This window comes from Winogradskyella sp. A2 (assembly GCF_046762865.1).
Classification (GTDB): Bacteria; Bacteroidota; Bacteroidia; order Flavobacteriales; family Flavobacteriaceae; genus Winogradskyella.
In genome coordinates this window covers 178,919-202,244 of the sequence record NZ_JBKQXM010000005.1, presented here as the reverse complement: position 1 = coordinate 202,244, position 23,326 = coordinate 178,919, and the positions used below count along the sequence as shown (strand labels likewise).

Sequence of the window (23,326 nt, the reverse complement as noted above, 5' to 3'; positions counted from 1 at the left end):
TTGCCAGCGTTTAAAAGCGTAACATGACCACAAACCCTAAGTATATTTTTGTAACTGGTGGTGTGTCTTCTTCCCTAGGAAAAGGCATCATCGCAGCTTCTTTAGCTAAACTTCTACAAGCGCAAGGTTACAGAACAACCATTCAAAAATTAGATCCATATATTAATATTGATCCTGGAACATTAAACCCATATGAGCATGGAGAATGCTATGTTACAGATGATGGTGCAGAGACAGATTTAGATTTAGGTCATTACGAACGTTTTTTAAATGTACCAACCTCACAAGCCAATAATGTAACCACGGGTAGAATTTATCAAAGTGTAATTGATAAGGAAAGACGTGGCGAATTCCTTGGTAAAACTGTACAAGTTATTCCTCATATCACAGATGAAATTAAACACAGAATTCAGATACTTGGAAATTCTGGAGATTATGATATTGTGATAACTGAAATAGGTGGTACTGTAGGTGATATTGAATCATTACCGTATGTGGAGGCAGTCCGTCAATTACAATGGGAACTAGGTGATCACAATGCATTAGTAATCCACCTAACGCTAATTCCATATTTATCTGCTGCAGGAGAGTTAAAAACCAAACCAACACAGCACAGTGTAAAAACACTTATGGAAAGTGGAGTACATGCAGATATATTGGTTTGTAGAACAGAACATGAGATAAGTGAAAGTATAAAGGCTAAATTAGCTCGCTTTTGTAATGTAAAACAAGAAGCGGTTATTCAGTCTATAGATGCTTCAACTATTTACGATGTACCAAACCTAATGCTAGAGGAAGGATTGGACAAGGTTGTTTTAGATAAACTAAATCTAAAGAGTGACGTACCAGATTTGATACAATGGAACGAATTCTTAAATCGTCATAAAAACCCAAAAAGCGAAGTAACTATTGGATTAATTGGTAAGTACGTAGAATTACAAGATTCTTATAAATCTATTCTTGAAGCCTTTATTCATGCTGGAGCAGAGAATGAAGTTAGAGTAAAGGTTGAGCCAATTCATTCAGAATATTTGACGCCAGAAAATATTGAATTTAAACTGAAACACTTAGATGGTGTGTTAGTGGCACCTGGTTTTGGTGAGCGTGGTCTGGAAGGTAAGATTGAAGCTGTGCATTATGTACGTGATAACAATATTCCTTTTTTAGGTATATGTTTGGGTATGCAAATGGCAGTAATTGAATATGCCAGAAATGTACTCGGTATAGAAAATGCCAATTCTATTGAAATGGACGAAAACGCTGAGCATCCTGTAATTAGTTTAATGGAATCACAAAAAAATGTGGTAAACAAAGGTGGTACAATGCGTTTGGGAGCTTGGGATTGTGACCTGGTAAAAGATAGTATCGCGTATAGTGTTTACAATCAAGATAGCATAAAGGAAAGACATAGACATCGCTTTGAATTCAATAATGATTATAAAGATCAGATTGAAGCAGCTGGTATGAAGGCCACAGGATACAATCCAGATACTGGTCTCGTTGAAATTGTAGAGATACCAAGCCATAATTGGTTTGTGGGTGTACAATATCACCCAGAATATAAAAGTACGGTATCAAATCCGCATCCCTTATTTGTAGCCTTTGTTAATGCATCATTACAGTATAAAAAAAAGAAATAATATCTGCCACTTTGACGTAAAGTGGAATTTGGATAGCTTTTTGGGTTATCCATTTAACTAATCAGATTACCGTAAATAGCGGAACTAGTATGGAAGAAAAGAAATTCGATATCAATTCAATAATAGGATTCATTTTAATATTTGGTATACTATTATATATCATGTATCAAAATCAACCTACGCCTGAAGAAATTGAGGCTCAAAAGAAAGCAGAGCAGGAGCAGGTCGAAGCTGAGCAAAAAGCGAGTAAACAAAATGAAGCGGTCGTAACAACTGCTGAGGATTATTCCAATACTCAGGTTTTAGATTCTACACAGCGTGTTGCACTTCAAAATAAATTGGGTGCATTTTCATATGCTTTATCACAACCAACATCTAGTGAACAAACTGAGGTTGAAACAGATGTTTTTAAATTAACATTCAATAATACAGGTGGTCACTTAGCTGAGGTGAAGCTCAAGAATTTTGTGGACTATGATTCTGTTCCAATTTATTTGGTGCAGGACAAGAACAGTAGTTTCAACATAACTTTCGGTACAACAGATAACCGAATTTTCAACACACAAGACTTACCATTTCAACCTTCAGTTACAAAAAGTGGCAATAATACTGTTGTTTCAATGAAACTTAAAGTTTCAGAATCAGCATATTTAGAATACCGTTACGAGTTGAAGCCTGATGATTACATGATTGATTTCTCGATTAAATCACAAGGATTAAGTAATGTCTTTAATACATCACAGCCAATAAATTTAGATTGGAGACAAAAGAACATTCGTCATGCCAAGAGTATAAGCTATGAAAATAGATATACCAGATTAACCTATATGCACGATGGTGATAAGGTTGATAAGCTATCACAAATGAATGATGATAAGGAAACCGTAGATGATGTTAATTGGTTATCCTATAGACAACATTTCTTCAGTACAATATTAGTTGCGGGTGAAACTACGTTTAAAGATGTAGCAATTACATCAACTGATTTGGTTGAGGACGAAGAAGTAGATACGCTCTTCACCAAGAAATACACCGCAAAAATGCCTTTAACATTTAAAGGTGGCGAACTTAATGAGAATTTGGGTTTATATTACGGACCTACTGATAGTAAAACCTTAAAATCATATGGTAAAAACTTAGAAGGTAGTATACCGTTTGGTTGGGGAATTTTTGGTTGGATTAACAAGGCCTTGTTTATACCACTATTTGGTTGGTTAAGTGGATTCTTGCCATATGGGATTGCTATTATAGTAATGACGATTTTGGTTAAAATAATGTTGTCATTTGTGCAGTACAAGCAATTCTTGTCTCAAGCAAAGATGAAGATTTTAAAGCCAGAATTAGATGCGATTAGAAAGAAGTACAAAGACAACAAATTAAAGTCGCAACAAGAAACAATGGCCTTACAAAATAAAGCTGGTGCTAGCCCATTGAGTGGTTGTTTGCCTGGCTTGATGCAGATTCCTGTATTCTACGCTTTATTTATGTTTTTCCCAACGGCTTTCGATTTACGTCAAAAGAGTTTCCTTTGGGCAGACGATTTAAGTTCTTACGATTCAATTTTCGAATTACCATTCAATATTCCATTTTATGGTGACCACGTAAGTTTGTTTCCAATCTTAGCCGCAGTAGCGATTTTCTTCTACATGAAAATGACAACAGGTCAACAAATGGCGACACAGGCACCGCAGCAAGAAGGTATGCCAGATATGAGTAAAATGATGAAGTATATGATTTACTTCTCGCCATTATTAATGTTGGTATTCTTTAATAACTATGCATCAGGTTTAAGTTTGTATTACTTCATTTCCAACTTAATTAGTATCGGAATTATGTTAGTAATTAAGAATTACATCATTGATGAAGAAAAAGTGTTGGCAAAAATAGAAGTGAGCAAAAGCAAGCCTAAGAAACAAAACAGATTTCAGAAGAAAATGTCTGAAATGATGGAGCAAGCAGAGCAGCAAAAGCAATCACAACAGAAGAGAAAGAAGTAAAAAAGAATTATAAGTATTTGGATAAAGGCCTTAACAGAATTGTTGAGGCCTTTTTTTGTACCTTAAAAAAAATATAACCAAGTAAAAAAAAATTTAAACATGAGTACGCAATTAAATGAAATGATTGACAAGCATTGTCAAGAACCACCAGCAAAATATAATGACTTAAAAGTCCTCTTTCTTAACTGTACATTAAATAGAACACCAGTTTTATCACACACGGAAGGATTGATTAAAGTAGCTCAAAGAATTTTTGAATCTGTTGGTGCCTCTACCAAAATAATTAGACCAGTAGATTATGTTATCCCAGCAGGATTAGGATTAGATATGTCAAAAACACCAGAATGGGATAAGGACGATTGGCCAATAATTCAAAAAGAAGTGGATGCCTGTGATATTCTTATTCTGTGTACTTCTGTATGGTTGGGAGAAAAATCATCGGTTTGTAATAGAACTTTAGAACGCATGTACGGTTATACACATCAATTCAATAAAAAAGGACAGTATAGGGATTATGACAAAGTAGGTGCTACTTTAATAACAGGTAACGAAGACGGAGTAAAACATTGTGCCATGAATATCTTATTTTCATTATCTCATATTGGTTATACTGTACCACCTCAGGCAGATGCCGGTTGGATGGGAGAGGCTGGTCCTGGTCCGTCATATAGAGATGAAGGTTCAGGTGGTCCTGAAAATGATTTCACTAATAGAAACACAACGTTTTTGGTTTGGAATTGTTTGCATTTGGCAAGGATGCTCAAAGATAATGGAGGCGTACCAGCTTATGGTAATATGCCAGATGACTGGCAAGCAGGTTGTAGAGCTGGGTTTGATAGTCCTGAGCATAAAAGATAACAAAAAATAGTTACGTAAAGAAGTATATAAAATGAGTAAACCCAGGCACTTTGCCTGGGTTTCACTACTAACTAAATCAATCAATATAAAAATGAGGTAATCAGCCTCGACTTTCCTAAATATTAATCTGCCGCTGGTGGAGGCAAGATTACATTGTCTATTACGTGAACCACACCGTTTATAGACTGAATATCAACTAAAGACGTAACAATGTTACTGATACGACCATTTTGATCTGTAAGCGTAAAGTTGCTCACGTCAGCGTCAATAGAACCACCTAATGTTCCAACAGCTCCTGTTGATAATTCATCAGACTGAACGTTTGCACCAACAATGTGGTATAATAATACTGAGTTTACTGTATCTGTATCTAAATCTGTTAAAGCAGTTAAGTTTAACTCATCTAATAATGAAACAAATGCATCATTTGATGGTGCAAATACAGTGAATGGTCCAGCTGTGTTGTCAGAAACAGTAGCGATATAAGGTACCGTTGGGCTACCTGTATCAGCATAAGCTAATGCATCAACTAAAATTGATAATGCTGGGTTTGAAGTTGCAAATGTTGCTAAAGTTGGTAAATCAATTACCGTATCTACGATATGGATTGTTCCGTTTGTTGCAGTCTTATCAGCATCTGACACAGTTGAAACACCATTAATCATAACACCATTTGATGTTGAAAAATATAAACTTAAGTTTTCATCATTTGGTCCTGTTGCTGCTGTGTTTGTATAACCTGATCCTGCAGCTACAAGATCTGCAGCCATTAAGTTATTGCCGATGATTACGTGATTTAATAAAATGTTTGTTACTAAAGCTTCTTCAGCTGCTGACATGTTATTTAAATCTACACCTGCGGCGTTTAAAAATGTAGTGAATGCATCATTTGATGGCGCAAATACTGTAAATGGCCCAGGTCCTTGTAAAGTACTTACTAATCCAGTAGCTTCTAAAGCTGCTGCTAATGATGTTAAGTTGTTTTCTAAAGCAACATCTATTACAGTTGTCTCCATTGCAACTGGTCCGTCGTTGTTGTCATCGTCGTCACTACATGCAGTAAGACCGAAAACCAAAAATAATACTGGTAATAGTTTGAAAGTTTTTGAAATAAATTTCATTTTTTTGAGTTTTAATTTGTTCAACATTGCACAAACGTTTTATACATTTGTTTAACAAAACTACGAAATGATTAAACAAAAAGTTTTTCTAGGGTTAATTTTTACAATAATTTTAACAACTGGCCATGCTCAAAAGTCAGTTAATCAGTATGATAAAAACGGCGAACGTCACGGTATATGGACGAAAGACTACGACGGGACCGATCAAAAAAGATATGAGGGACAATTTAACCATGGAAAAGAAATTGGCACTTTTAACTATTACAAACTTAAAAATGGTAAAAGTGTCTTGAGTGCCACTAAGGTTTTTAATGAAACTAATAATATAGCCAATGTTACCTTTTATACGTCTGCTAAGAAAATAGTGAGTAAAGGCCAAATGAACCAAAAGAAGTTTATAGGTAAATGGATTTACTATCATAAAAACTCTGACAAAGTAATGATTGAAGAACATTATAATAATCAAGGAGAGTTAGACGGTGTCAAAACGGTGTATTATGAAAATGGTAAGGTTGCAGAGGAGACGCCTTATAAAAATGGTAAGTTAAATGGTGAGGCCAAATGGTATACAAAGGCCAATCAATTTATAAGAACAACCTTTTATCTAAATGGCGAGCGTAACGGGCAAACCACAAATTACGATGGCAAAGGCAACAAAGCTTCAGAAGGTCTATATAAAGGGGACAAAAAAACTGGAGTTTGGAAATATTATAAAGAGGGAACTCTAGTCAAAAAAATTGACCATACCAATCAAAAGGTTATCTTTAATAAAGATTAAAATATACTATGACGAGAATTCTACCTTTTATTATTTGTGTTTCAATGTTTGTTTCTTGCGCTAAGAAAAACGTCAGCGCACAACAGTCTAAAAAAACTACGATGGATAGTATTACGGATTTAAACTCGTTACGAGAATTTGTGAAAAATGCAGATTCCACACTTCGTGATTTTACCTGTATGGTACCTCATACCTATAAAAGTGAAGAATTAGCTACATCACCGATTAAGCAAAAGCTAGATTCCATGATTCCTAAGGCAGATTATATTAAAGCAGATCTAGATGGTAACGGTTTGCAAGACTTAGTTATAACAGTTAAGTCTCAGTTCTCCTTTCATGCTATGGCACTTATGAGCTTAGGAGATGATAATTATAATGTCATTCAATTAAGTTCTGCACGTAACTATAATCAGTTTCCTATCTATACTAAACTTGTGATGCAAAATGATGTACCCACTATAGAAATGTATGAGAAAGGTTCAGATTTTAAAAAAATGGATATCAAAAAAACGACCTTGGTATATAAAAACGGCGCATTTGTAGAGTACCAGGATAAAATTTCAGATTATAATATCACGAAAATAGAATTTGGTACCACAGGTTGTTTTGGGACCTGTCCTGTTTTTGATATGACTATTGTTCCAAACGGAAAATCGTTATTTGATGCGAAGTATTATAATTTCAGTCAGCAACTTGGAGATAGAGAAAAAGAAGAAGGAAAATTTGAAGCTGTTATAAAGCCAACAGATTTTGAAACCATCGTAAAGATGATGAATGAGATAAATATTAAGGATCTCGAAACTAGTTATACTGTGGGTTGGACAGACGACCAAACTTCAAAACTAAAGGTGTATTTTGCAGATGGTTCCTTTAAGTATGTCCAAGACTATGGCATGCAAGGCACAAGAGGTCTAGAATTGCTTTATGAAGTACTTTTAGAACTGCGCTTTAATCAAGAATGGGTGCGCCTTTAGATTGTTGTTCAATAGCTAAGTTTCAACCATAATTTTTAACTATTAATTCCATAGGTTTTCGGTATGGCAATCTTATAAGATTGCTTTTTTTATTTGTAATTTTGCCTCGGTTTTTCAGACCAATGCAGTATAAATAATTAATATGAAACGTGTCATTGTAGGACTTTCTGGTGGTGTAGATTCTAGTGTTGCAGCTTACTTATTAAAGGAGCAAGGCTATGAGGTGATAGGCCTGTTTATGAAAAACTGGCACGATGATTCTGTAACCATTTCAGATGAATGCCCTTGGTTAGAGGACAGCAACGATGCTATGTTGGTGGCAGATAAGTTAGGTATCCCATTTCAAACAGTAGATCTTAGCGTACAATATAAAGAGCGTATTGTAGACTATATGTTTAGCGAATATGAGAAAGGACGTACACCAAATCCTGATGTACTATGCAATCGTGAAATAAAATTCGATGTCTTTATGGATATCGCTTTAGAGCTTGGTGCAGACTATGTCGCTACTGGTCATTATTGCAGAAAGGGAAGCATTGAAAAAGATGGTGAAACGGTTTACCAATTGTTGTCTGGATTAGACAGTAATAAGGACCAATCGTATTTTCTATGTCAATTATCACAAGTACAATTGGCAAAAGCGTTATTCCCAATTGGTGAATTAACTAAACCGGAAGTTAGGGAAATCGCTAAGGCACAAGATTTAATTACTGCAGAAAAGAAAGACTCTCAAGGCTTATGCTTTATTGGTAAGGTAAGACTGCCAGAATTTCTGCAACAACAGTTAAAGCCAAAAGAAGGCCTTATTGTTGAGGTAAATGAGTCCTTGCCAAGCTACAATAAGGAAACGCCACAGTTTGAAACCAAGGAAAACGAGCTAGCTTATTATTCAACTAAACCAGCATATACTTTAGAAGACGGAAAAGTAGTTGGTAAGCACCAAGGTGCGCATTATTTTACGAAAGGTCAACGTAAAGGACTTGCGGTTGGTGGTACCAAGGAACCTCTGTTTGTTATTGAAACTGATGTCGATGAAAACGTGATTTATACAGGACAAGGGAAAAACCATCCAGGTTTGCTTCGTAATGTTTTGTTTGTTACTAATGACGAATTGCATTGGGTACGTGAAGACTTGGCCTTATCTGAAGGTGAAACTATGTCTGTAAAAGCACGTATTAGATATAGACAACCCTTAGAGGAAGCCACTTTACATAAGGTACAATCTGGTCTATATGTTGAGTTTAAAAACAAGCAATCTGCCATTACCGAAGGACAGTTTGTAGCCTGGTACATCAATGACGAATTAGTAGGTTCTGGCGTAATTTCTTAACTTGCAATAAAAAGAAAAGCCATGTTTAGAAATATATGCATGCTTTTATTGCTCCAAATTTCAATAACTGCAACTGCCCAACAAGATGCTTGGGTGTACCTTACAGACAAAGCCGATGTTGCAACATCCTTGGCTAATCCCATTACCATCCTAACCCAGAAGGCCATAGACCGTAAGCAACAGCACAGCATTGTTATTGATGAGCGCGATGTACCTGTTAACGAAGCTTATATTTCAGATTTAAAATCACAAATTGGTATTACCGTTATGGCCAAATCCAAATGGTTTAATGCGGTTCATGTTAGAGGAACAGAAGCTGCTATTAATGCACTCGATGTCTTGACTTATGTGGATGTCATAGATTTTGCCGATAAAAGCCTCAATGCAGGCTCTAGAGAATTCTATGCTCAAGATAAATATGACAATTTCGAACAGCAGACCGTTTTCAACTATGGTAATACGCAGAACCAAGTAGAAATGATTAATGCTGATAATCTCCATGTAGATGATTTTACAGGCGAAGGGATTACCATTGCGGTAATGGACTCTGGTTTTCCAAATGTAAATACCATGGGAGCCTTTCAACGTTTACGAGATAATGGCGATTTACTAGATGGCTATGATTTTGTAACCAGAAATGCAGATGTTTATGCCAATACCGCAAGTTCGCATGGTACACGTGTGCTCAGTGATATGGCAGGTTTTGTACAAGATCAATTTGTGGGTACTGCTCCTGATGCATCCTACTATTTGTTCTTAACTGAAGATGTATCGAGTGAAAATCCGGTGGAGGAGAGTTTTTGGGTGGAAGCCGCAGAACGTGCTGATAGTCTTGGTGTAGATATGATTAATACCTCATTAGGTTATCGCGTATTTGATAATAGCAATTACGATTATACACCTGCTGATATGAACGGTCAAGTAGCCTTTATATCTAAAGGTGCCTCTATAGCAGTTGAAAAAGGAATCTTGGTGGTGGTTAGTGCTGGTAATGCTGGTGCAACAACATGGCAAACGGTTGGTGCTCCTGGTGATTCTTCAGATGTACTTTCTGTTGGTGCTGTTGATGCTAATGGAAACTATGTTGCGTTTAGTAGCCAAGGCGGTGCCGCACAAGTAGGTTATCAAAAACCAGATGTTGTGGCTAGAGGAGGCACATCTTATGTTATTGACCAGAATAATAATATTATCCAGAATAACGGAACGTCCTTTAGTAGTCCTATTCTTTGTGGAGGTATTGCGTCTTTGTGGCAGGCTATACCAGATGCCTCACCAACAGAGGTTATGGATTACGTAAGGCAGTCTGCTTCACAATATAGCACACCAGATGATTTATTGGGTCATGGTATTCCAGACTTAGACTTGGCTAAAACCATTGCCTTAAGTATCGATGAAGATTTAAGAACTGAGTTTTCTTTTTATCCCAATCCAGTTGGAAATGAATTAAATATTCAATTCCCAGAGGAAAACGTTAATGCTCAACTCGTTATCTACAACCAACTAGGACAACGCATTTTAAACACAATAGTTACCAATGCTATTAATACAGTTGATGTTTCGTTTATGTCTCCAGGAATCTTTATTTTAGAACTTAATTCTGAAGGCAACATCAAAACTTACAAGTTCATCAAGAAATAGGATAGCTTTAAATGTGTGGCAGGTGTTTTTCCGCTCTACTTTTTAAATGACCTAAGACCATTTTTCGTGAAAAATGAATTGAGATTGCCGTCTGTTCGAGTGTCCCAATTGCTATTGGGATGTATCAAGAACCTTTTACACTTTGATTCTAATTCTCGATAAAATTTTCTCTCATTTACATTCGTGAAATTCACTCGAATTGACGAATTTTATATACTAATTCATAACTATGCCAAACAGAATAACTGAACTCTTTAATATAGACCACCCAATCATTCAAGCCGGAATGATCTGGAACAGTGGCTGGCGCTTAGCATCTGCTGCAAGTAACGCAGGTATTCTTGGACTTATAGGTGCAGGTTCTATGTATCCAGAAGTGTTGCGCGAGCATATACAGAAGTGTAAAAAAGCGACGGACAAACCCTTTGGTGTTAATGTACCCATGCTTTATCCCAATATAGAGGAAATCATGGATATCATTGTTGAGGAAGGTGTAAAAATTGTATTTACCTCTGCCGGAAATCCAAAAACCTGGACCAAATGGTTACAGGATAAAGGTATTACGGTAGTGCATGTAGTAAGTAGTGTAAAATTTGCGCTAAAAGCTCAAGATGCAGGTGTAGATGCCATAGTAGCTGAAGGTTTTGAAGCTGGAGGCCATAACGGACGCGATGAAACTACGACCTTAACCTTAATCCCAATGGTTAAGGAACATCTTAGAATTCCTCTAATTGCTGCAGGAGGTATAGCAACAGGTAGAGCCATGTTGGCCTGTATGGTATTAGGTGCAGACGGTGTACAGGTAGGTAGCCGATTTGTAGCCAGTGAAGAATCCTCTGCACATCAGGCATTTAAAAAAGTAGTAGTCGATGCTAAAGAAGGAGATACGCAGTTAACTTTAAAAGAATTGGCACCCGTAAGACTCATAAAAAACAAATTCTATAACGAGTTACAAGAACTTTATAAAACGGCACCAACACCAGAACAGCTAAAGGAACTTCTAGGACGTGCACGTGCTAAACGAGGTATGTTTGAAGGTGATCTAGATGATGGTGAACTAGAGATTGGCCAAATCTCAGGACTCATCCACGATATCAAACCTGTAGCAACCATTGTAAAGGATATACTAGCTGAGTTTCAAGAAGCCAAACAGAGCATCACAGTGCTTTAATGAATTGTAACATTTCCGTAATTAGAAACCATTAGGTATTGTTCTTTGCTGATAAAAACCTAACTTAGGCTATCTATTGGTATAACTTATAGTAATACCAATGGTCTAAACCATTTTGTGATTCTAAAACCAACCTCATGAAAAGAAACATTCTAACGGTCCTAATTATAGTATTAGGACTTTCCCTCAATGCCCAAGTCAATTTAGATTCACTTTATGGAGTTTGGAAAGACAATACTAAAACAGACTCTACACGAACAATGGCATTTAGAGATTACATTGCTAAAGGTTATGCGTATTCAAAACCCGATTCTGCAATTGTTTTGTCACAAGAATTACACAAATTTGGTATAGAGCAAGATTACAAACCAGCTGTTTCTAGAGGATTTTATTACCAGGGTGTATCACATTCTGTTAAAGGTGATTATCCTAAAGCTATCGAATATTTTAATAATGCGCGAGCAGTCTATGTAGAAACTGAAGATTTTAAAGCAATTGGACAAACAGACGTTGCTATTGCAACAATGCTGGTTTATCAAGGTAAATACGCAGAAGGCCTTAATAGGTTCAAAAAAAGTTTGAAAAGTGTAGAAAAAATAAACGATTCATTAACAATGTCGACTATCGTTGGAAATATTGGGTCTATATACTATGCTAAAGGCGATGTCCGAAAAGCTTTGGATAATTACAATCGCTCTATTAAGATTTTAGAAAACTTAAATTCTAGAGACGGCCTTGCAGGTAGCTATATGAATATAGGAAGTATTTATACGGGCCAAGGAGAATATGAAACGGCAATAACCTATTATAATCAAAGTTTAAATCTAAGTGAAGAGTTCAGCGATTTACAAGTTAAATCAGGCACATTGAGTGAGTTAAGTCGTGTTCACTTAATAACCAATGAAATTGAAAAATCTTTAGAATATGCTAAACAAGCTCTGCAATTAAACGAGAAAATGGGAAGACAAGCTGGAATTTCAACTTCATTTATGCGTATCGCTAGTGTTTATGAAACCTCTGGTGATTTTTTGAAGGCACTAGAGTTTTATAATAAGGCTATTGCTATAGACGAAGAAATTGGAGCTACAAGAGCATTGTGTCAAAATTTAGCTTTAATTACTAATATTTATCTAAAACAAAGTAATTACACCAAGGCCTTGATCTCAGGTAAAAGAGCTTACGATATTGCCCTTAAAGCCAACATGGTAGCAGAACAAAAAAGTGCTAGTAATTTGTTGTATTTAGCTTATAAAGCATTAGGAAATGGTACTAAAGCATTAGAATACTTCGAAATTTCTAATAAGGCAGAAACCAGTTTGAATTCTAATGAAACTGTAAAAAAAATACAACAAATAGAATTTGCCAAGCAGGTAACAGCAGATAGTTTGGCCACTGTTGAGAAAGAGCGCAAAGTAGAAATGGCACACCAAGAAGAGGTACGACAAAAAAACCAAACACGTAACATGCTAGCAGGAGGAGGTTTGATTGTACTAATTTTAGGAATAGGTGTATATAGCCGTTTACGCTATACGAAAAAGGCAAAAAATATTATTGAAAAAGAAAAAGACCGCTCAGAAAATCTGTTGCTTAATATCCTACCAGCAGAAATTGCAGAAGAATTAAAAGAAAAGGGTAAGGCGGATGCACGGGATTTTGATATGGTCTCTATAATTTTTACCGATTTTAAAGGGTTTACGGAGCAAAGTGAGGCACTGAGTGCAGCAGACTTGGTAAATGAAATAAATGTATGTTTCGAGGCTTTCGATGGTATTATGGAAACCTACGATATAGAAAAAATAAAAACCATAGGTGATGCCTATATGGCAGCTGGTGGTTTACCTGTGCCAGATGATACAGCTATTAAGAATACGGTTCTGGCCGCTCTAGACATGCGAGATTTTATTGTAAACCGCAAGGCAGAAATGGATGCCAAAGGCAAGCCAGCCTTTGAAATGCGTGTTGGAATCCATACTGGTCCAGTGGTAGCAGGTATTGTAGGCGTTAAAAAATTCCAATATGACATTTGGGGAGATACCGTAAATACAGCGAGCCGCATGGAGTCCTCAGGTGAGGTTGGTAAAGTGAATATAAGTGAAGCATCCTATCAGCTACTAAAGGATGATGGAGATTTTACCTTTACTAGTCGTGGTAAAATAAAGGCTAAAGGTAAAGGCGACATAGACATGTATTTTATAGATAGAAATACAGCACCTTTATTGTAAAATATATATTCAGACTGATTGTTTAAATATTGAGAATAGATTTAATTAATCTATACTATTGTCCTTAAAGTGGATGATATATGTTGCTTTAAAACCAAAGTGGAAATTCCCATCATTAAAGTTAAAATTATTTGTGGTTTGAGTAATAAACATATCATCAACCAAGTTTCGTGCATTGGTAAAATTAAACTGCAACATTAAGTCGCTCATTTCCCAATTTACACCAAGTGCAAAAGCACCATACGTATCGGTAGATTCCAATTCATTAGCCACATAATAATATTCTGAAACTATGGAAACATGTTGGCCTACTTTATAACGTCCTCCAAAACCTAAAGCAAACTGATTATTTGGATCAATATCAAATCCAGAGCCACTTCTATGTACAAAAGTTGGTGCAATTTGTAGTGACAACTTAGGATTAAACTTCCGCGCAATTAAAACCTGACTAGTCGTAGCAGCTTTATCACTAAAATCATCGAACTGCGAATAATATCCAATTTTCTTGGTTCTATAAGACAGTGTTTGCAATAAGGTAATGTTTAAGAAATTGTTGTGCTCACCACCTTGGCGCATTAATCTATATTTTCCAAAGGCATCTAAGATACCATCCCAAGTAGAGGCGCCTGCTCCAAAAGTAAAACGATCAGAAAAAGCATAATCTATACCGAAACGTGTATTGACTTTATCGGCAACAAAGCTCTGAATATCTGCATTAGGTATATTCCAAAAACTGCTAAATGCAGATACTTCCATCGTTCCCTTTTTTCTGGTTTCTACAGAGTGACCAATTGAAATTCGGGTGGTTTTAAAAGTTGCTGCTGTATAAGACATATCCTTAGGCATTTCCTTTTCTAGGCTATCTAGTAATGATTGGGCCTGTGTTGTGCCCAATGAAAAAACTACAGACAGTATGACTAATATGATGCTATTCTTTTTCATAAGGTCTATATTCAAATTTAAATGTAATGGAAATAATTTTTGCAATATTACTTCTTAGAATTGGTGGTATTTTAATCTCAAAATCATTCACCTTAACCTCAAAATCACCAGATAAAATTATACGATTGTTTTGCTTTTCTATTTTCGCTGGTATTTTCACTTCCTTAGATACACCATGAATGGTCAATATGCCTTCAACCATTTTTGTTTGGGTATCAAGATTCGATGGATCATAATCTAAAATATAACCGCTAAAGGTTGCCTTAGGGTAGAGATCAGATTCAATATAACTTTCATTAAAATGTTCTTGCATCAAGGCTTTTTTAAAAGTAAAAGCCTTCATAAGCATACTTATGGCAATTTCGTTATTCGTAAAATCAATAACACTAAGAACTTGGTTGTTACTAGCTTCAATATTCTCTACGGAGGTGTATGAGAAATACGACACTTGGCCCTGACGCTCAATGACTTGTTGCGCCTGTGCCTGTAACCCAATAATTAATAGTAGTAAAAAGGTAAAGTAGTTGTGTCTATTCATTGGATACTAAAATACAATTTAATACTATGGCATCTAATAAGAATCCTTTACAGATACCTTTAATCCTAACTTTTTCATTTTTCTTTAAGGTAGAAATAAGTTGAAATTGATCTTTCTGCATTTCGCAAATTACATGAGAGGAATCTAACATGGTTTCTAAGTAAATAGTTTTTGTGTTGTTCTTAAATTTTATGTCTTTAACCGTTCCTTCTACTTCAATCACTTTCTCTACAAAATCATCATTAGCCTTGTCTTCATTATGAATAAAAGACGCTATAAGATCTGATGCCTCAATCTTAACATCAGTTGGTGCCTTTTCTACATTTACATGTGGTTTATTATACACATGTAAACTGTAGGAAATGGCTAATACTAAAAGTATAACAACACTTATTATTATTTTATATCCCTTTCGCATTACTCTAATGTATTGATAATTTTTCACTTGGCTTATTAACCACCTTTTCAAATAACAAAGAGGACCTACTAAAGCGTAGGTGCCTCTTTGCATCTAGCAATCTTCTCCCATCGACATTAATCAACTATCGTAATGGTTCCTGTCATAGAACCGTGAAATTCGCAATTGTAAAATAAAGTATCAGGTGCATTAGAAGGTACCGTGAACGTTATAGTTCCGTTAACTGCACCATTATTAGAAACACCATCATTATAGGCATTTCCTGTTCCTGTGCCTTGAGTCGAGTTTATGAAAAACGGATGACCTGGTGCATTTACAGTAAATGTGTAGGTTTCACCTCTTTGTAAGGTTAAGTTTGGATTACTTGCATTGTCAAAACCACCATCGTTAAAAATATAGGCTGAAGCACCACTGTTGGTAACATCAAAATTTGTTGTGCCACCATTAGGTACACCATCATTAGCACCAATATTTCCTTGGGCAACGATTGTAGCTAAATCAGTATCGCTAAGGTGTACATTGATGTAGGCGTCAATAGTAAGTAAATCATCGTAAGTAACTGCTGTACCACCTACTAATTCAGTTACCTGTGTTGCACTGTACCCAGTATCACCATCAACAGGATTAAGACCTACTATAACTGTGCCACCTGTTGCCGCATCGTTCTCATGGATATGTGCAGGATGTGATCCTCCTGCAGGTGTACCTGTCAATGAAATTCTAACCAATGTTGTATTGTTAGCACGTTTTGCAAATTCTGCTGTACCGCTAATACCTGCAACATCAGCTTCATCTAAGTTATAGACTACAGATTCTCCAGTTAGTTCATTTTGGCCAATATCACCTTGAGCAACAATTGTAGTTAGTTCGGTAGGGCTTAGGTGAATATTAATGTAGCCATTAAAATTTAACAGCTGGTCAAAGGAGATTGCCGTCCCATCATCTAATGTTGAAAAATTTGTTGAACTCTCACCAGTACCGCCATTAACTGGTGTTAGACTTACGGCAATTCCACCTCCTTCGGCAGCTGTATTAAAATGTATGTGTGCAGGATGCTCACCACCTGCTGGTGTATTTTGAAGGTCAAGTTCTACCGTTACGGTATTGTCATCAAATTCAATAAAGGTAGCAGTACCCGAAACTGTAGAATTAGCCACTTGGTTTAAGGTGTACGTCTTTGCGTTACCTGTTGGGTTTGGTCCTGTTGGCCCTTCAGTGTTGTTATCATCATCAGTGCTACAACTCACTAGTGTTGTGGCGATAAATAAAGTAACCATAAATGTAAAATAATGTCTTAAAGCTTTCATTGTGTTTGTTTTATTTGTTTAACGAGGCAAATATTTATAATGACTGGCGTTTATTATAAAAAATGATAGTGAAAGGGAAAAAAAGTACCTAAAAGGGAAAAAAAATCCTTGAATTCGCTTCACCAAACCCAGCTTTTCGCATTAGAAGAATGAAATAATTATTACTTTTGAGGGCTTTAATATTAAAGATTGCTAGTGCCTCTTATAGGCCAATCACAAAACATGAAAAAGGACACGCTTTACTTTTTAACCTTTATTTCCATATTTGTAGTGGTATGCATTATAGCCTTTCTCAGTGTAGGCTATTTTTCTAAACTCAGTACCAATAAACTTATTGAAACCCAGTTTGAATCTGGTATAAGGGAGTCTAAGGAAATCGCAAGCTTTATTAATACCATGATAGACTCGGGTATTTCTGCAGATAAGGCCAAGAACCAAATACAGCAAATACTAAAAGATACAGATACCCAAACCAGTTTTGTTAGTGTTTTTGATTGGTCTGGTAAAACCATATGCCATCCAGATATTACACAACTTAATAGTTCTGTGGCAAGTTCAGAACCTATTTTTGGAGAACCGAGTGCTGATGTAGAGAATGCGGATTACTATGACATGCTATATAATGGTGGTACAGAGAGCGACACAAAAATTATGCACATTGTACCAGTGAAGAATATCGATTGGATTGTGGCCTCAAATATTAATCTCAACCAAGTTACAAGCCATTATGATGCCATAAAAAACCGTTTTTATTTGTCCCTATTTTTAATGGCGTTGAGCATCATCTTGTTGTCTTTCTTTTTGGTGAGGATGATTGGCGTACGTTACGAGAAAGCTTTAGAGTTAAAAAACCTAGAATTGCAGAGCGAGCTCATTAGTTTAACCAAGCTCAATATGGATTTGGCAGATTATAAGGTAAGGCGCTCAGAGCAGCAAAGTACAACAAAGGTAACTACCGAAGACAATGACAATAAGCGCTTACTAACCAATAGGCGCAATGAAATTGTACCTATATCTGTAAACGACATTGCCTACATTTTTACAGAAAACACCATAACCTATATAGTGTGTAAGGACGGTCAAAAATCAACCATTAATGAAAGTTTAGAGGAGATTTACAAGAATTTGGATGAAGGTGTATTCTTTAGGGCCAACCGTAAGACCATTATTGAGTTGTCCTCAATAGACAAAATATTAAAGTATGGTAACAGCCAGCTTAAGATTGTCACCAACCCAGAATCTTCATCTGATATTATAATTAGTAAAAACAAGGCGGCCGACTTTAAGCGCTGGTTAAATAAACAGTAAATGAAAAAAGGTCTTCTTTGTATAAGTATACTATGTAGCACTTTGGTTTTTAGCCAAGAGCAATTTGCAATTACTGAAGAAGGCTTAACGCCTAAAACGATAACGGTACAGTTTGAAAAGACAGATCTGTATACAAAGGCACTACAATGGATTACAGACCATACCAAAACCTACAACCTTGAAGTTTTAGAGACCGTTGAAAATGAAAGTATCCAATTTACAAGTACCAAAGGCAATGCGGTGAGTTTAGACAAGCAATACTACAATATAAGATATACCATTAGCTTAAGTTTTACAGATAATCAATATAGCTTTGAAACGAAAACTATAGACTTAAAACTCAATAGCAAATACGATATGGGTTGGAAACCGTTTGACCAAAACAATACGGCTCAGTATTTTAAAAAAGGAAAACCCATAAAAAAGTATAGAGCTTATCTTAGTAGTATTACAGCTACTCTTAATGCACTTCACTTAAAGTTAGCTAATTATCTAAAAAACAATTAGATAATTACATAGAATGATTTATACCTTAAAAATTTTGTAAGACAAATATTACTTATATTTTTGTAAATATACGTAAGGTTACGTATTGAAATCATTATGCTTTTATCTTAATTTTTAGGCATAAAACAAATTGGGTATAAGAACAATGTTTTTAGCCCATTTATAGCAAACATTAAAACCAAATTTATTATGAAAACAAATTACTTATTTCTATTATTATTTTTAGCAACCTTATTGAATGGCAACCACCTTATAGCTCAGTCTACAGAGGATTTTGAATCAGAAACAACAGGTGCGACTACATTTACTGATAATGGACAAAATTTTACAATAGCAAATGGTGCTGGAGAAACTACTTATGATATAGAGTTTTTTACATCTGGTGGTTGGAATGGAACAGGTGCTGATAGTCAATTTATAGATAATTCATCCGGTAATCCAACTACTGGAGATGGAAGTTCTTTCGCTATTACTACAACAGACGGAACAGATATTACTGTCAAAAGTTTTTACCTATTTGTATCTAATAGGTTTTTATCCGGACCTGGTACACCAACAACTATTACTATTGAAGGAAGAAAAGATGGTGGAAGTGTTTTTACGATAAATAAGAGTTCTGGCATTGTTGATGGCTCAACATTTACACCTAATAATGGTTTTACGTTTATTGATTTAGCATCAGAAGGTGGTACGGACAATTCTAATGAAAACATTGATGAATTAATAATTTCATCTACTAACAATGCTGATTACTTAGCATTAGATGCCTTCACTTGGGATGCTCAAGTATTGTCAATAAATGATGTTGAAGCGCAGCAAATTAAAGCCAAAATATTTCCAAATCCGTCTTCTGATTTTATTGAAATTTATGGACTCGATCAAACACATACTTTTGGACTTTATGATATTCTAGGAAAAGAAATTAAAAAAGGAATACTTTCTAATAACGATATAATAAATATTCAAAACCTAACTAATGGCATGTATTTCTTGAAACTTGAAAATGGAAATACGGTTAAATTCATAAAAGAATAAAAAACATTTGCTAACATTGGCTATGAGTAATGGCGTGGTTTAGCGCGCAACTGCTTATAGCCGAAACCGTTGGCAATAATAACCTCTATAATGAAAGGATTAGAAGAAATTGAAAGCACTATGCGTTTATCCTAATTTTAAGGCATAAAACAATCTGGGAATAAAACAACGTTTTTATTCCCTTGTTAGGCATAATTTGAATAATGAACTGAATATTATGAAAAAATCTCTATTGTATATATTATTGATTAGTTTATGCTTAAATCTGGTTGCTCAGCAAAATAATGATTCAATTCTGGAAGAAAAAGAAAACCAGAAAATTCAGACGCAGACAAGTTTTAAAACTAATCAAGAGCTAGAGTTTCAAATAAAACTTTTAGAATCCAAACTAGATTCTATAAAAGATAATAATTCCCAACAATTAGATTTTTACAAAGAAAACCAATCAACAATTTTCTGGATGGTAAGTATATTTATAGGTATCTTAGGAGGAGCTTTTGTGTTATTCACATATTTATTTAAAAGACCTGATGAGATTCTCAAAAAAATTAAGGATAGTGAAAATCAATCTAAAGAGATAATACAAGAAGCCAAGTTTTTATTACAAAGACTAGACTTTCAATACGAACATCAGGAATCGATATTTATTTTAAATAATAAAAGTTTATACAATTACACAGAAAACGATTGGAGTTTAGTCGAAGTCTATGCTAATAAAGCCAAGGAAGTTGTAGCTGGAAAGAGAACGGCTAATGATTGGATTTTTATTGGGTTATCAGCATTTAGAAAAATAAAAATTAAGGAATCGATTTCTGCATTTGAGGAAGCCACGAAAATAAATCCTGAATATGAAATAGCATGGAAACACCTAGGAAATGCATACGATAAGGATTCCAAATTTGACAAAGCTATTGACGCATTTAATAAAGTTATAGATATAAACCCTAATAATGATGTTGCTTTTAATAATTTAGGAATTGAACATATAGCTATTGGGAAATTTAAAGAAGCTGAAAGATACTTTCTAAAATCTATAAGACTTAACCCAAACAATTGCTTTGCTTATACAAACTATTTTGAATCCTGTTTGGTTAATGAAGTTCGTTTCGATAAAAAACTTGTAACCGTATTTGAAGAGAAATTTAACGACAATACAGAAGCAATGGCTTCTTATGATATGCTTATTATCTACAAACGAATAATAAGTGAAGAAGATATTAAATTAGAGTCAGAACTTGAAAGTTGGAAGATCAAATATAAATCGGTTGCTTGGGATGAAAGCTACAGGGATATAGAAAATTGGATTGATACAAAACAAGATGAAACTAAACTTAAATTAATGAAAGCGCTAAATGTTTTTTCAAGTAATTCTGCCTTTAAAAACTATGCCTAATAATGGATATAATTCATTGCGGTTTTGTGCCACACCAAAATAAAAGTGTAAATCAAACGGCTGGATTTCGGCGGAATAGTCTTGCAGATGATTCCACTACAAAACTATAGACCTAAAACTCAATAGCAAATACGATATGGGTTGGAAACCTTTTGACCAAAACAATACGGCTCAGTATTTTAAAAAAGGAAAACCTATTAAAAAGTATAGAGCTTATCTTAGTAGTATAACAACACCTCTTAATGCGCTTCACATACGGTTATTTAATTATCTAAAAAGTAATTAGATAATTAATTTTAAATGACTTATATCATAAAAAGGTTGTAAGCCACATCTTACTTTTACAATTATGAAAATACGTAAGGTTACGTATTGAAAGTATTATACTTTTATCCTAATTTTAAGGCATAAAACATAAAGGGAATAAAATTATTTTTTTTATTGTTAGGCACAAAATTGAAAGAACCTTCGAATGAAAGAGCTGATTAAACAAATACACGAAATCATTAAAGATTATCGAAGGGAAGATTTAAATTTTCTTTACAGACAAGAAATTACGGAAACACATATCGAAAATTGGATTAATCAATTTGACGAAAACGACAGAGAATTCTTATTGACCGAACTACTACATCTTCTACCAAATAGTTATTTATCAAAAGATAACACCTTGGATATAATAGGAAAGGAATTTGAAGTTTACAAAACGGATTTCAAATACAAATCCGTACAAGATTTTTTAAAAGTTACTAAATTTATTAAGTGTCAAGGAGCTGGAAAGAGTCAAACTAAATTACTTGAATTTACTAATGAAATTATTCAAGAGCTTTATGGAATGTCATTAGATGATTGCGGTAAAGATGAAATACAAAATTGGATGTACGTAGATGATGTTATTGCTTCAGGTGGTACATTTAGAAATGAAATTTATAACGAAATTGAAAACTTTGGCATCGATAAGTTTAAAGAGTCATCAATTAGAATAATTTCAACATCTTTTATCTTACATAACTGGGGAAAAAATAACGCAACATATGTTTTAAGACAAAGGTTAGGATATTCAGTAGAAAATAGAATACACTATTACAGAGTAAAAACTATTGATAATAACCCACATATAAATTGGTATCATCAAAACCCAGAATTTAACCATGTTTATCCAATAGAATCTGATATTGGAAAAGAGTTTTTAGATTTTATTGAGAATGCTTTTGATAGAGAATATGATATGAAAAACGAAAAGCACGCTTTTAGAAATTCAGAATATCCAAGAGAAGAAATGTTTTATTCAAGTAAAGAAAATAGAATACGATACGAGAATATTTTATTAAAAAAAGGAATTGATATTATTAATGATATCGATAAATTAACTGTTCCAAGTATAAGACCTTTAGGGTTAGCACCACCATCTCATAAAACCTTGGGTACAGGTAGTCATTTTTTTAGTTGGAGAAATATTTCTAATACTTGTCCATTAGTTTTTTGGTGGGAAACAAATGGCTGGATACCTTTATTGCCAAGAAAACATTAATAAAAATATGGCGTTAAGTATTAGAAAATATGAAAAGGGTAAATGTATTACTTTCAAAAGTACGAAAGGACATCACGGCTCTTTGTCTAATATGGCACCAAATTTTCCTATTACAATTAATGGGACAAGACTTCGCACTACAGAGGCTCTTTATCAAGCTTTGAGATTCCCAAGCAATCCGGATATTCAAAAAGAAATTATTCAATATGCCAGTCCTATTTCAGCTAAAAAATATGGACGAACTCATATTCATAAAACAAGACCAGATTGGAATAAAATTAGATTTATAGTTATGAAATTCTGCATTGAAATTAAACTTCATCAGAATTATGACAAATTTTCTCAAATGTTATTAGCCACTAAAGATTTACCAATTGTTGAATTTACAGATAAGGATAAAGTTTGGGGAGCATCTTTAGAAGGAGACTATTATGTAGGAACAAATGCGTTAGGAAGATTGCTTATGGAATTAAGAGAAAAAGTCAAGTCAGAAACTTTTGAATTTACCATACCACAAATTGAGAACTTTAAATTTTTAGACAAAACTATCGACAAATATTCAGTGCCTAACATTGTATAAAAATAATAGCGGTTTAATTGCTTAGACGAAAGTAAAAT

20 protein-coding genes are annotated in these 23,326 nt (G+C 34.6%); 15 read left to right on the top strand and 5 right to left on the bottom strand.

Annotation, left to right across the window (positions count from 1 at the left end; all coding sequences use genetic code 11):
• Positions 1 to 23 precede the first annotated feature (23 nt).
• From ACFWV9_RS11590 to ACFWV9_RS11580, 3 genes are all read left to right on the top strand, one after another.
• The gene (locus ACFWV9_RS11590; protein ID WP_411895383.1) at positions 24 to 1,640 is read left to right on the top strand and encodes a CTP synthase; all 1,617 of its coding nucleotides are present in this window, start codon (positions 24 to 26) and stop codon (positions 1,638 to 1,640) included.
• 89 nt (positions 1,641 to 1,729) lie between these two features.
• Positions 1,730 to 3,637 (top strand): membrane protein insertase YidC, encoded by a 1,908-nt coding sequence (gene yidC / locus ACFWV9_RS11585; protein WP_411895382.1) that lies wholly within the window; start codon positions 1,730 to 1,732, stop codon positions 3,635 to 3,637.
• Between the two features lie 99 nt (positions 3,638 to 3,736).
• The gene (locus ACFWV9_RS11580) at positions 3,737 to 4,495 is read left to right on the top strand and encodes a flavodoxin family protein (protein WP_411895381.1); all 759 of its coding nucleotides are present in this window, start codon (positions 3,737 to 3,739) and stop codon (positions 4,493 to 4,495) included.
• Between the two features lie 122 nt (positions 4,496 to 4,617).
• On the opposite strand, the gene ACFWV9_RS11575 is transcribed toward ACFWV9_RS11580, so the two are convergent.
• The gene (locus tag ACFWV9_RS11575; protein WP_411895380.1) at positions 4,618 to 5,616 is read right to left on the bottom strand and encodes a fasciclin domain-containing protein; all 999 of its coding nucleotides are present in this window, start codon (positions 5,614 to 5,616) and stop codon (positions 4,618 to 4,620) included.
• 67 nt (positions 5,617 to 5,683) lie between these two features.
• Here ACFWV9_RS11575 and ACFWV9_RS11570 point away from each other — a divergent pair, with 67 nt between their 5' ends.
• The 6 genes from ACFWV9_RS11570 to ACFWV9_RS11545 all read left to right on the top strand — a co-directional run bounded on the left by ACFWV9_RS11570 (position 5,684) and on the right by ACFWV9_RS11545 (position 13,729).
• Positions 5,684 to 6,394 (top strand): toxin-antitoxin system YwqK family antitoxin, encoded by a 711-nt coding sequence (locus ACFWV9_RS11570; RefSeq protein ID WP_411895379.1) that lies wholly within the window; start codon positions 5,684 to 5,686, stop codon positions 6,392 to 6,394.
• Between the two features lie 8 nt (positions 6,395 to 6,402).
• Positions 6,403 to 7,368 (top strand): DUF6438 domain-containing protein, encoded by a 966-nt coding sequence (locus tag ACFWV9_RS11565; RefSeq protein ID WP_411895378.1) that lies wholly within the window; start codon positions 6,403 to 6,405, stop codon positions 7,366 to 7,368.
• A gap of 142 nt (positions 7,369 to 7,510) precedes the next feature.
• Entirely contained in the window at positions 7,511 to 8,698 is a 1,188-nt protein-coding gene (gene mnmA / locus ACFWV9_RS11560; protein WP_411895377.1) for a tRNA 2-thiouridine(34) synthase MnmA, read from the top strand.
• Positions 8,699 to 8,719: 21 nt separating this feature from the next.
• Positions 8,720 to 10,336: a S8 family serine peptidase gene (locus ACFWV9_RS11555; protein WP_411895376.1), complete on the top strand. Its 1,617-nt coding sequence runs from the start codon at positions 8,720 to 8,722 to the stop codon at positions 10,334 to 10,336.
• A 229-nt stretch (positions 10,337 to 10,565) separates the two neighbouring features.
• Positions 10,566 to 11,507 carry an NAD(P)H-dependent flavin oxidoreductase gene (locus tag ACFWV9_RS11550; protein ID WP_411895375.1) on the top strand — a complete coding sequence of 314 codons (942 nt, stop codon included), beginning with the start codon at positions 10,566 to 10,568 and terminating at the stop codon, positions 11,505 to 11,507.
• A 137-nt stretch (positions 11,508 to 11,644) separates the two neighbouring features.
• Complete coding sequence (locus tag ACFWV9_RS11545; protein ID WP_411895374.1) at positions 11,645 to 13,729, top strand: adenylate/guanylate cyclase domain-containing protein; 2,085 nt, start codon at positions 11,645 to 11,647, stop codon at positions 13,727 to 13,729.
• 45 nt (positions 13,730 to 13,774) lie between these two features.
• On the opposite strand, the gene ACFWV9_RS11540 is transcribed toward ACFWV9_RS11545, so the two are convergent.
• From ACFWV9_RS11540 to ACFWV9_RS11525, 4 genes are all read right to left on the bottom strand, one after another.
• On the bottom strand, positions 13,775 to 14,671 hold the full coding sequence (locus tag ACFWV9_RS11540; RefSeq protein WP_411895373.1) for a DUF5777 family beta-barrel protein: 897 nt from the start codon (positions 14,669 to 14,671) through the stop codon (positions 13,775 to 13,777).
• Positions 14,658 to 15,209, bottom strand: coding sequence for a YceI family protein (locus ACFWV9_RS11535; protein ID WP_411895372.1), 552 nt, complete (start codon positions 15,207 to 15,209; stop codon positions 14,658 to 14,660). The genes ACFWV9_RS11540 and ACFWV9_RS11535 overlap by 14 nt, the downstream gene beginning before the upstream one ends.
• Positions 15,202 to 15,654 carry an OB-fold protein gene (locus ACFWV9_RS11530; RefSeq protein WP_411895371.1) on the bottom strand — a complete coding sequence of 151 codons (453 nt, stop codon included), beginning with the start codon at positions 15,652 to 15,654 and terminating at the stop codon, positions 15,202 to 15,204. Before ACFWV9_RS11530 ends, ACFWV9_RS11535 begins: the two co-directional genes overlap by 8 nt.
• A gap of 89 nt (positions 15,655 to 15,743) precedes the next feature.
• A complete protein-coding gene (locus tag ACFWV9_RS11525) occupies positions 15,744 to 16,934 on the bottom strand; it encodes a CHRD domain-containing protein (protein WP_411895370.1) in 1,191 nt (396 codons plus the stop codon).
• A 222-nt stretch (positions 16,935 to 17,156) separates the two neighbouring features.
• Here ACFWV9_RS11525 and ACFWV9_RS11520 point away from each other — a divergent pair, with 222 nt between their 5' ends.
• The 6 genes from ACFWV9_RS11520 to ACFWV9_RS11495 all read left to right on the top strand — a co-directional run bounded on the left by ACFWV9_RS11520 (position 17,157) and on the right by ACFWV9_RS11495 (position 23,288).
• Entirely contained in the window at positions 17,157 to 18,242 is a 1,086-nt protein-coding gene (locus tag ACFWV9_RS11520; protein WP_411895369.1) for a LytR/AlgR family response regulator transcription factor, read from the top strand.
• Positions 18,243 to 18,749, top strand: a complete 507-nt coding sequence (locus ACFWV9_RS11515; RefSeq protein WP_411895368.1) for a hypothetical protein — start codon at positions 18,243 to 18,245, stop codon at positions 18,747 to 18,749. It begins immediately after the preceding gene.
• A gap of 189 nt (positions 18,750 to 18,938) precedes the next feature.
• On the top strand, positions 18,939 to 19,784 hold the full coding sequence (locus tag ACFWV9_RS11510) for a T9SS type A sorting domain-containing protein (protein WP_411895367.1): 846 nt from the start codon (positions 18,939 to 18,941) through the stop codon (positions 19,782 to 19,784).
• Positions 19,785 to 20,001: 217 nt separating this feature from the next.
• Positions 20,002 to 21,177 carry a tetratricopeptide repeat protein gene (locus ACFWV9_RS11505; protein WP_411895366.1) on the top strand — a complete coding sequence of 392 codons (1,176 nt, stop codon included), beginning with the start codon at positions 20,002 to 20,004 and terminating at the stop codon, positions 21,175 to 21,177.
• Between the two features lie 472 nt (positions 21,178 to 21,649).
• Positions 21,650 to 22,708, top strand: a complete 1,059-nt coding sequence (locus ACFWV9_RS11500; RefSeq protein WP_411895365.1) for a hypothetical protein — start codon at positions 21,650 to 21,652, stop codon at positions 22,706 to 22,708.
• A 7-nt stretch (positions 22,709 to 22,715) separates the two neighbouring features.
• Positions 22,716 to 23,288, top strand: coding sequence for an NADAR family protein (locus tag ACFWV9_RS11495; RefSeq protein WP_411895364.1), 573 nt, complete (start codon positions 22,716 to 22,718; stop codon positions 23,286 to 23,288).
• Positions 23,289 to 23,326 lie beyond the last annotated feature (38 nt).